Consider the following 10,363-nt stretch of genomic DNA (forward strand, 5'->3'; position numbering starts at 1 on the left):
TGCTAAAACGGCAATCTAAGGATTGCCGTTTATTTTTATTAGCGGCTCTGCTTTCTCAACAGATAAATAAAATACGGCGCGCCGATAAAGGTCGACAGCAGTCCTGCCGGGATCTGATACGGGAACAGCACCATCCTTCCACACCAGTCGGCAAACACCAGAATGACCCCGCCCGTCAGGGCCGACATCACAATATGTGGCATCGTCCGTCGGAAACCCATCATTCTGGCGATATGCGGCGCCATCAACCCTACAAAGCTTAGTGGACCGATGGTCATGGTGGCGGTTGCCGTCAGACACGCCGCCAGCAGAAGAAGCGCGACGCGCGTTGGCGTCAGCGCTAAGCCAACCGCACGCGCGGTTTCGCCCCCCAGCGGCAGAATGGTCATCCAGCGACGGCACAGCGGTACCATCGCCAGCAGCACGATCATAACGCTTCCTGACCAGGCAACCTGGCTGGCGGTGGCGTTGTACGTTGAGCCGGAAATCCAGGTCAGGATCTTCGCCATGCGCGGATCGCCGCTCGCCTGCAGCATCATCAGCAGCATAGTAAAGGCGGTGCTGAGCGCCATACCGGCCAGCAACATGCGGTGCGGAGAAAATCCGCCGCGGCCAGAGGCAACCAGAATAATCATCAGCGTGGCCGCCGCACCGATACTCCCGGCAGGCATCAGCCAGCCAAACGCATTGCCCGGCACCAGGAAGAGCATCAGCACCACGCCAAAGGCCGCGCCGGAACTGATCCCCAGCACTTCAGGGCTTGCCATCGGGTTACCGGTCAGACGCTGAATAATACAGCCCGCCACCGCCAGCATCACCCCGGCAATCAGCGCGGAGAGAATACGCGGCCAGCGCCACTGCAGCAGTTCGTTGAGTAAGTCACCCGTTGCCCAGTGCCAGCCTGCGGCATCGCGCCCAAACGCGAGGGCGGCAAACGAGGCGATAAGCAACACCGCCAGACCGGCAAGGCTGAACCACAGCACCGACTGACGTTCAGCGTAGACCTTATCGCCCGCGTCCATCGCTGGGGCGCTGATGCTGCGCAGGCGCGGGAGCAGCCACAGCAGCAGCGGCGCACCGATAAGCGCCGTTGCCGACCCGGTAGACACTTCCATCCAGACGCGCGCCAGCCAGAGAATGATCTGATCGGAAAGCCAGAGGATCAGCGCCCCGATCAGCGGCGCCAGCAGCAGACGTGCCAGAAGGCGACGCGCCCCGAGCATTTTTGCCAGCAGCGGCGCAAAGAGGCCGATAAACCCGATGATGCCAACCGCGTTAACCAGCAGAGCGCTTAACACAATCGCCAGCGTGAGCGCCGCCAGACGAGCCAGCGACAGCGCCAGCCCCAGGTTGCGCGCCACGCCATCATCCAGCCCCATCAGCGTCAGCGGGCGCAGCAGCAGCAGCGTGAGCACCACGCCGCCAAACAATTGTGGCCAAAGGCGCTGGACGATACTCCAGTCGGTCTGGGTGAGCGTGCCGGTGCTCCACATAAACATGCTTTGCAGCTGGTCGTGGTGAAACAGCACCAGCAGCTGGTTGATCGCACCGCAGTAGAGGCTGACGACCAGCCCGGCGAGGATCAGCGTGACCGGCGAGAGACGTTTTCCCCAGGCCACGCCAAAGACCAGCGCGCCCACGACGCAGGCGCCTGCCAGCGCGGCAAACTGAGAGGTTAATGCCCCCGGCAGCGTCCAGAGGGTGGTGATGGTGATCCCCAGCTGTGCCCCCGTCGCCACGCCCAGCGTGGTTGGCTCCGCCAGCGGGTTACGTAGCACCTGCTGGAACAGCACGCCCACCAGTCCCAGCCCCGCCCCGACCAGCAGGGAGATACTAAGACGCGGCAGCAGGCTGTAGTGGAACAACATCTGCTGAATATTGTCGATATCCGGAGCGGCAAACGCGGCCGCCCACTGCTCGCGCGGCAGTGCCGTGGAGAGGTTGAACCCGGTTAGCGCCAGCGCCGCCAGAAAAATCAGCCCCAGCAGCAGCGCCGGGAAACGGGCAATACGCGTACTCATGCTTTGCCCCCCATCACGTTGTCCAGCACGCGGGCAAAGTGCATTGCCGACAGCGTCGCGCCGTAAAACCATACCGCAGGGGCGCGCAGGAAGCGCTGCTCGCGCACGAACGGCATCGCCTGCCAGAGCGGGGTCGCCATCAGGGTTTGCATTTCACGCTCGTTGCCGTGGTCAAAGCACAGCACGTCGACGTCGCGAAACGCCGCCAGGCGGTCGATGCCCACGGCGGTGCTTCCCCAGAACGTCATCTCGCCTTCCCAGGCGTTGCGAATGCCGAAGTTGTCGAGCACTTCCTGGAACAGGCAGTTCTTTCCAAAGACCAGCATATGGCGGGCATCCAGCAGCGTCACCATCAGCAATGGCCGATCGCCACGGCGGGCAAAGCGCGGCTTAAGAGACTCAATCAGCGCGTCAAACTCATCGAGATGCTGTTTTGCTTCCGCTTCCCGGTTGAGGAACTGGGCCATCTCGTGGATAGAATTTTTTGCCATGGTCAGCGGCTTTTTTCCGTCGCTAAAGGAAAAGCCTCGTCCCGGCGCAATCTTCGCCATGATCTCTTCCGACGGGCCATACCCCGCAGACCAGAATAAATAAGACGGTTTCATCTGCGTGAGAAGCTCAAGGTTTGGCTCCGTGCGCAGACCGATGTCGATGACCGAGTCTGGCAGTTTTGGCTCATTCACCCACAGGGTGTAGTTGGGAATGTCGGCCACGCCGTAGGGCGTGATACCCAGGGCCATCATCAGCTCGACGGGTAACCACTCCAGCGCCACGATGCGGTGCGGATCGATAGCGGCGGCGCGGGCCGGGGCCATCTTCAACAGCAGCGGCGAGAGCGCCATGGCCGTCAGCAGGCGACGGCGGCTAATGTATGTTGAATCCAGCATCAGTAGACAAAGCTCACGGGAGCTGCCCCGGCCGGGTGAGGCAGAATACCCATCGGAATACCGTAAATATGTTCCAGCGTTTCGCTGCGCATCAGCTCAGACGGCGTGCCCTGAGCGATCATTTCACCGCCGCGCAGCGCGACGAGGTAGTCACAGTAGCGCGCCGCCATGTTGATATCGTGCAGGACAGCGATCACCGTCAGGCCGCGCTGCTGGCTTAAGCGATGCACCAGCGCCAGCACGTCGACCTGATGGGCGATATCCAGCGCCGAGGTCGGTTCATCCAGCAGCAGGCAGCGGCTGTCCTGCGCCACCAGCATCGCAATCCACGCCCGCTGACGTTCCCCCCCGGACAGACTATCCACCAGGCGATGCGCCAGCGGTTTTAGCCCTACCAGCGCAATCGCCTCCTCTACTTTCTCCCGGTCGGCGACGCCGAAGCGGCCAAGCGCCCCGTGCCACGGATAGCGGCCAATCGCTACCAGTTCACGCACCGTCATCCCTTCCGCCTGCGGCAGCTGCTGCGGCAAGTAGGCCACCTTGCGGGCAAAGGCTTTACTGCTCCAGCCCTCCAGCGGCCGATCGTCCAGCAGAATATCCCCTTCAGAAGGTGGCTGGTGGCGTCCCAGCATCTTGAGCAGCGTGGATTTACCGGAACCGTTGTGGCCAATCAGGCCCGTCACTTTACCGGCAGGGAACGACAGAGAGAGCGGATGCAGCAGGGTGCGCCCGGGTACGCGAAAGGAGAGATTATTGAGCGTAAAGGTGGTGTCGGATTGCGTTTTATTATCCTGCATGTCAGCCAACTTAAATAAAAAGGGCACGGCGAACCGTGCCCATAAAGAGGTTAGAAGCGGAAGGTCGCGGTGGCGACAACCTGGCGTTCAGCACCCCAGAAGCAACCGTAGGTGTTGAAGCAGCTGGCAACGTACTCACGATCGAACAGGTTGTTCACGTGAAGCGCGACGTTTGATCCGGCCATGCCTACACGCGCCAGATCGTATCTGACCAGTGCATCAACCAGTGTATAGCTCCCAACAGTGAAGCTATTCGCCGGGTCACCTTTGCTGGAGCCGGTATAACGCACGCCGGTACCCAGCGTCAGGCCAGACAGTGGGCCGTCAAACATCGTGTAATCACCCCACAGGGATGCCATATGTTTTGGCACCTGCGCCGGCGTGTTGCCTTTGTAGTTGGTGTCGGTGGTGTATTCCGCATCGGTATAGGTATAAGAACCGACAACGTTCACGCTGGCAGATAACGCCGCTTTGGCTTCCAGCTCTACGCCACGGGCGCGGATCTCGCCGCCTTCAACGGAGAAGGGTGAGCCAGTTGGGTCAGCCATCAGGTTGTTGGTTTTGGTCAGCTGATACACTGCACCGGTGATCACGATCGGACGATCGTTAGGCACGTATTTCACGCCCGCTTCGTACTGTTTGCCTTTAGACGGTGAGAATGGTTTACCTTGAGCGTCGGTCAGGGAAGCCGGTTCAAAGGATTCGCTGTAGCTGAAATAAGGAGTCACCCCGTTGTCGAACAGGTAGTTAACGCCGCCACGCCAGGTGAACTGAGTATCATCACGCTTGGCGGTGGTATTTAATACGCGGTTGTAGGACTCCTGATCGGCCCAATCGTAACGGCCGCCCAGTGTCACCAGCACTTTATCCCATTCGATCTGATCCTGAGCGTAAACGCCGGTCTGCTTCTGCTTGTTCAGCACCTGGTAAGCACCAGACGGTCCAGGGTGTGAACCGAAATCGAAATCGCCACGATCGAGATCGTAAATATCGGATGGCGCAACGGAGCCGGCGTAGCCGAACCAGGAGTTAATGTCATTACGCATGCGCATGAAATCAACGCCTGTCAGCAGAGTATGGTCGAGAGCCCCCGTCGCGAACTTGCTCTGAAGCTGCGTATCAACGGTGAAGTTTTGCAGCTTCTCGTCATCGATCACATACTGGCGAGTCAGCGTGTGCCCCCATTGTGACTGAGGAATGCTCGCGCAAGGGCTGGATGCCGGATTATTCGAATAGAGCGGATCGGAACACATGCCGTAGCCGTAAACGCTGTTTTGCGAGGTTTTGTTCTCGGCAAAGCGCAGATTCTGACGCACGGTGAAAGTATCGTTGAATTCGTGGTCGAAGCTGTATCCCACCATTTTCTGGTTACGGGAATAGGTGTTGTTCTTCGCGCCTTCATTGAAGTTAGTCGGCAGACGATCGCCGTTTGGCAGCGGGTCAACCGTCCCCTCTTTTGGTAGCCAGCCGTAGTAGCCCGTTTCAGGCTCGTTCTGGAAGTAGGAGAGGAACGTGAAGGTGGTTTTGTCATCCGGACGCCAGGAGAAGGATGGCGCGATGGCATAACGCTGCTCGCCCTTATCTTCCTGCTGCGAATTGTTCGAGCGCGCAACGCCCGTCAGGCGGTATGAATAGACACCCTCATCGTCGATCGCATCGCTGAAGTCAAAGCCTGTCTGGAACAGGCTGTCGGTACCCACTTTAAACTGGATCTCTTTCAGCGGCTCGGTTGTTGGGCGCTTACTTACCATGTTCAGCAGGCCGCCCGGGCTGCTTTTACCGTACAGAACGGAAACCGGACCGCGCATGATTTCAGCGCGCTCCAGCATATAAGGGTCTATCACCGCGTCGTTATAGAAGTTGCCCTGCATCTTCATACCGTCGAGGTAGTTGTTCTGGCTCTGGCCATCGGCCGCGAAACCGCGAATAACCAGGTAGTCGTAAGTATTGGACGCACCGCGGGTACCCACCGCAACGCCCGGCGTGTAGCTCAGGGCTTCTTTAACCGAACGTGGCTGATGCAGCGCCATCTCTTCGGCCGTTACCACAGAAATAGACTGTGGAACCTTTTGAATTGGGGTGTCTGTTTTGGTACCGGTCGCAGATTGGCGAGCGGCGATAGTCGCAGCAGGTCCCCAGGCACTCTCCTGTGCAGCAGGTGCAGCGGTAACGGTAATAGTATCTTCTTTTTTCGGGGTTTCGGCAGCGTGAGCAAATGCAGACATGCCGGCAACCGCTGTGGCTACGACAACCGCGACTTTACGCAGCGACGTGTTAATTGGCTGAGCAGTATTGGAAAGCGCCATGTTTATCTCTGATGGAAAAGTGAATGATAACGTAAACGAGAATTATTATTATGACCGCAGAATAATATGCGAAACGCTGGTTGCATAGCAAGCAGTAAGCGGCCCTACAAGATTTAAGGGTTTAAGAATTAACCAGATGAAAAGAGAGGGTTAACGAAGTTAGTGAAATGATCCTTAGCCCGCCAGAGCGGGCAGGATGAATCAACGGTAAAAGAGCTCGAACGTCGCGACAGAATCGACTTTGCCGGCTTTTATCTCCCCCGTCCTGACGTAGCGAGCCTTGAGTGGGATCTCGACAGGAACGTTGTCCTGCGTGCCGGTTATCGCCGTATAGTTCCGATCGAACTGCAGGACCGTATCATTCTGGTCAAGGATCTGAATGCCGACGCCTTCAGCGGCGGAATCTCCGGAGGCGATCCCCAAAATATTGCCGTTCGTGACGCCCGTTGATCCCGCGCTGGTAAACTGATAATCCACCTTTGTGCCTGCCGCGCAGTCGGTGATCTCAATCTTAAAGCTGCCGTCCGTGAGGATGTCAGAGTATTGGCCGCTAAAGTCCTGGGTATTGACCGTTTTCAGCGGCACATAGATGTTGCGATCGACCAGGTTACAGGTGTTTGTGGTGATGCGAATAGTGGTGGGAGAGAAGCGCATTTCACCGATCGGCGCGTTGCCCAGGATATCCATTGAGGTTAACCGTGAGGTATCAAGATCGCCCTCCTGGATAGCGCCCGTGACGACCAGTTGGGCAGCGGCGCGAAATACAGATCTACTTTGCGAATAACCGTGGATCGATCCCAGAAATTGCATGGGCCGGACTAAATCCTGCTCAGTGTAACCGGGAAGCCGTTCGGTCGACGACGCCGCGCGGATGCCAATACCCGGCACGTTGGTCTGATAAACCCCGCTCATCACACCTTCGCGCGCATCCGCATCCGTGAGGTACAAATACCCGCGTCGAATTTGCGCGTCACCGCTACAATCCACCGTCACCGCTTTACTCTCGACGCTGGCGTCATAAAGCACGGTGCCGACGGGCGTGTCGGGGGCGACAATAATGACCGGGGGAAGCTGAAACGTCACCACGGCATCCGCGTCAGCGCTGCCGTTGAAGGTACAATCTGCCCGGGCTGAATGGCAAAATGCCCCCGCCAGCACAAGCAGTACCGGTGGCAGAAATGTGTTAACGATACGTCGTAGGTTCATGAGATACCTCAGTTAAGGCAGTTGACCGTGGCTTTCACGATCCCTGCCGCGCTGTGCGAGGGAAGATCCAGCGTCCCGTGACACTGCCGATCGCGCTCTTCTCCCCACTGCACGCTAAACGTTGTTTTGCCGGACAGCCCTGTCAGGTAAACCTCCCCATCATCGCCCACGATGGCCGTGGTGTTGTCCAGCGCCACCAGGGCACCAAACGGCACGGGCTTACCCGCGTAGAGCAAGGTCACCAGCGCGCGTCGTCCCACGCGCGCGTCGAACGTGGCCGGCACTGCCGCCCCTTTCGTCGGCACGAGATCCAGCGTTGCCGCGTCGATATCAATATCTTCCCGATCCTGCGTATTCACGGTGATGATGTTGTGCCGGTAGGCCGTCAGAGAAGGAACAATCGCGTTACCAAAACGGTCCGTCGTGATGCCGCGCCCGTTTTGCACTTTGACGTTATCACCATCTTTAATGTGCACAATGGCGAAGGCGTCGCGTACGGGTTGCCCCAGCGTCACGCCATGCTCGTGAGCAACGATTGACCCCTGAGCGCTGTAGTTCCACTGCCGATTGTTACCACCGTAGCTGTACCCCATCCCTACCTCACCGGAAGCCCCGCGATAACGCCCGGACAGGCTGCCGCCGTAACCCGTATCCTGGTTGGCATAGGTCTGCTGGAGGTTGTAGCTCAGCTTATTGTCCTCGAGAGCAGTACCGCCAAGCCCAACCTGATGCGAGACAAATCCGCCACTGGAGGTATTGGCACTGTAGGTTGCCCAGGAATTCGGCAGCCACTTTGATAACGGAATGTTGACCGTCAACGCCATTTGCCGGTCGGTATCGGCATCTGGCGTGCGGGTCAGGTTGTAACTTATCGACCAGGTGATGTCGCGCCAGCTGGAGCTGAACCCCGCGCTGACGCTACGCTCATGGCCGTCCATATCCCAGTAGTCCTGCTGATAGCCGTTGAGATAGGCCGAGCCCCAGTCAGAAACCCGCTGGGAAAGGTTGAGCTGCATGCGGCTACGGCGGTTATTAGTTCTGCGGTAGGTATAAATGCCGTCATCGATTTCGCTGTCACGCTGATCGATAGCTTCCTGAAAGGTATAGAACCCCGATGTGGAGTAGCGATAGCTGGCAAGCGTGATGGTGGTATCCGTGTCGGGAATATCTTTTGAATACTGCGCCCGCCAGGATAAACCGCTGGCATCGTCACGCCCGTCATCAAACACGGTACGCGCGGCCGTGAGGTCGACAGAGGCGGAGCCGAAATGCCCCAGATCGGCACCGAGCCCCAGCAGCAGCGCGTGATACAGTGATGAACCCAGCGCGCCGGTATACGCCGTGACGCCGTAAGGCAGACCATAGATGGCCGTGCCTTGCGCAAAGGTGGGTTCGTCTTCACCTTCATTACCGCGATAGCGCCCTGCGGCCAGCGAATACTTAAAGCCGCCTTCCCGCTGTAACACCGGCACCGACGCGCTGGCCTGGATGAAGCTATGCTCGCTGCCGTCCGCCTCTTCGACGGTCACTTCCAGATCGGCTCCGGATGTTACCTGACTTAAATCGCGGATCTCGAACGGCCCCGGCGAGACGTTTGTCTGATAGATGGTGTAGCCGTTTTGCTTGATAGTGACTTTCGCATCGCTATTGGCAATACCGCGCACGACGGGCGCAAAACCTTGTTGGCTAACAGGCAGCATAGAAGTATCCGTTTCCAGCTTCACGCCGGTCATCTGTACGCTGTCAAAAAGTTCACCATTGGTATATGTCTGACCAATCTCAAGCTGGCTTTTCAGCGTTTTGATGTCGCGTTGTAACGTGCTGGCAATGCCCTCCCAGCCGGAAGCGTCGCTCCAGGTGCTGTTATTCCGCAGCCGCCACGCCCCAAGGTTAATCCCCGACTCCAGGCCAAGCCAGGTCGAAGAGGTTTTGCCCGAACTGTAGTGCTGCTGAGAACCGCTGAGTTGATAGCTTGTCCAGGCGGCAGGCGCGCCGTCATCCCAGAATTTTGGATGTATCGCGCCAGCGGCAGCATGGTCGCGATACGCCTGCGGGATGACCAGCTTCAGGGTCTGATCATCCTGATTGTATTCGTAACGGGCATTTTCAATGAAATGGGAGATATCGCGGACATAAGCGCCGTCATCCAGATCTTTTAAGTCCGGGATCGTGTCGACTTTCACGCCGTAATCGCGCAGATCCGCTTTCGTCAGCTCCGGCAGCAGGCGCTGTTTATCGTCAGACAGCACGAAAGCGATGGGACGTTTATCCACAACGTCCCGATCCCACATAACAGTCGTAAGGTAGCTTCCGGCAAGTAGCCCGTTATCGTTAATGAAGTTTTTTAATGTAGCGGTATTTTCGAGGGGCGTATCCAGCTCAAGGATCCGCAGGTTAAATTCGTCATCAGCACTTGCAGGCTGGATCGCGGCGAGCAGCGTCAGCGCGATCCCGTACAGTACCTGTTTGTGAAGCAGAGATGACGACATAAAACACCAACATGATGATTTAAAGAGCCTGCTTGCGCTGCGGGGTTTGCCCACCGAAATCATTGATTGCCGTCCAGGTCACCGCGCCCTTTGCTGAATTCGGTAACGCGAAACGCTGCTCGCTGAACGGAGCCACCATCATTGAAATGGCGCCTGGCGTGGTTTTGGTCTCTTTCACCGGAACACTTTTCCCACCAACGGCCAGCTCGCCAAACGAGACGTAAAACGGGGTCGGGTTGTTTGCAATTAGCGTGTCGCCCTGACGCTGGAATGTGATTTTTGCGTAGGCTTCCAGGGCATCGCTTTCCTTCAGCTGAGCCGGACGCCAGAAAAGCTTCAGGCGCGTTTTCATCGCAAATTGCAGCGTGTTTTTCTCTTTCAGCTCCGGCGAGAGTGCCGATACGGATTTAACGTTTGCCAGAAACAGAGATTCCCGGTCTGCGGGCAGGCTTTTTTTATCGCCGGTAAAAATAACGTGCAAAAGGGTTTGACGATTTTCCTGCAATTTGTAAACAGGAGGAGTAATAATAAACGGCGCTTTCGCATCATTGGGGTAACTGACCCAGCTTTGCACCAGATAACGTGTATGCGGATCTTTATTTTTAAGTGCTATCTGAACTTCTGATTTATTCGATGGATAAATAATTCGCGTACCAC

The 10,363-nt window shown here is 57.5% G+C and carries 7 protein-coding genes; all 7 read right to left on the minus strand.

Annotated elements, in window-relative coordinates:
• Positions 1 to 38 precede the first annotated feature (38 nt).
• A complete protein-coding gene (fhuB, locus tag IM271_RS18880; RefSeq protein ID WP_047367358.1) occupies positions 39 to 2,021 on the minus strand; it encodes a Fe(3+)-hydroxamate ABC transporter permease FhuB in 1,983 nt (660 codons plus the stop codon).
• Positions 2,018 to 2,908 carry a Fe(3+)-hydroxamate ABC transporter substrate-binding protein FhuD gene (gene fhuD / locus IM271_RS18885; protein WP_028015564.1) on the minus strand — a complete coding sequence of 297 codons (891 nt, stop codon included), beginning with the start codon at positions 2,906 to 2,908 and terminating at the stop codon, positions 2,018 to 2,020. The genes fhuB and fhuD overlap by 4 nt, the downstream gene beginning before the upstream one ends.
• A complete protein-coding gene (fhuC, locus tag IM271_RS18890) occupies positions 2,908 to 3,705 on the minus strand; it encodes a Fe3+-hydroxamate ABC transporter ATP-binding protein FhuC (RefSeq protein ID WP_048961424.1) in 798 nt (265 codons plus the stop codon). The genes fhuD and fhuC overlap by 1 nt, the downstream gene beginning before the upstream one ends.
• A gap of 50 nt (positions 3,706 to 3,755) precedes the next feature.
• Positions 3,756 to 6,011 carry a ferrichrome porin FhuA gene (gene fhuA / locus IM271_RS18895; RefSeq protein WP_193052997.1) on the minus strand — a complete coding sequence of 752 codons (2,256 nt, stop codon included), beginning with the start codon at positions 6,009 to 6,011 and terminating at the stop codon, positions 3,756 to 3,758.
• A 201-nt stretch (positions 6,012 to 6,212) separates the two neighbouring features.
• Entirely contained in the window at positions 6,213 to 7,217 is a 1,005-nt protein-coding gene (locus IM271_RS18900; protein WP_080351079.1) for a fimbrial protein, read from the minus strand.
• An 8-nt stretch (positions 7,218 to 7,225) separates the two neighbouring features.
• On the minus strand, positions 7,226 to 9,706 hold the full coding sequence (locus IM271_RS18905; protein WP_193052998.1) for a fimbria/pilus outer membrane usher protein: 2,481 nt from the start codon (positions 9,704 to 9,706) through the stop codon (positions 7,226 to 7,228).
• 19 nt (positions 9,707 to 9,725) lie between these two features.
• Positions 9,726 to 10,363: molecular chaperone (locus IM271_RS18910; RefSeq protein ID WP_226859027.1), on the minus strand; the 638-nt coding region annotated here is incomplete at its 5' end.

Source organism: Enterobacter cloacae complex sp. I3 (assembly GCF_014896175.1).
GTDB classification, from domain to species: domain Bacteria; phylum Pseudomonadota; class Gammaproteobacteria; order Enterobacterales; family Enterobacteriaceae; genus Enterobacter; species Enterobacter bugandensis.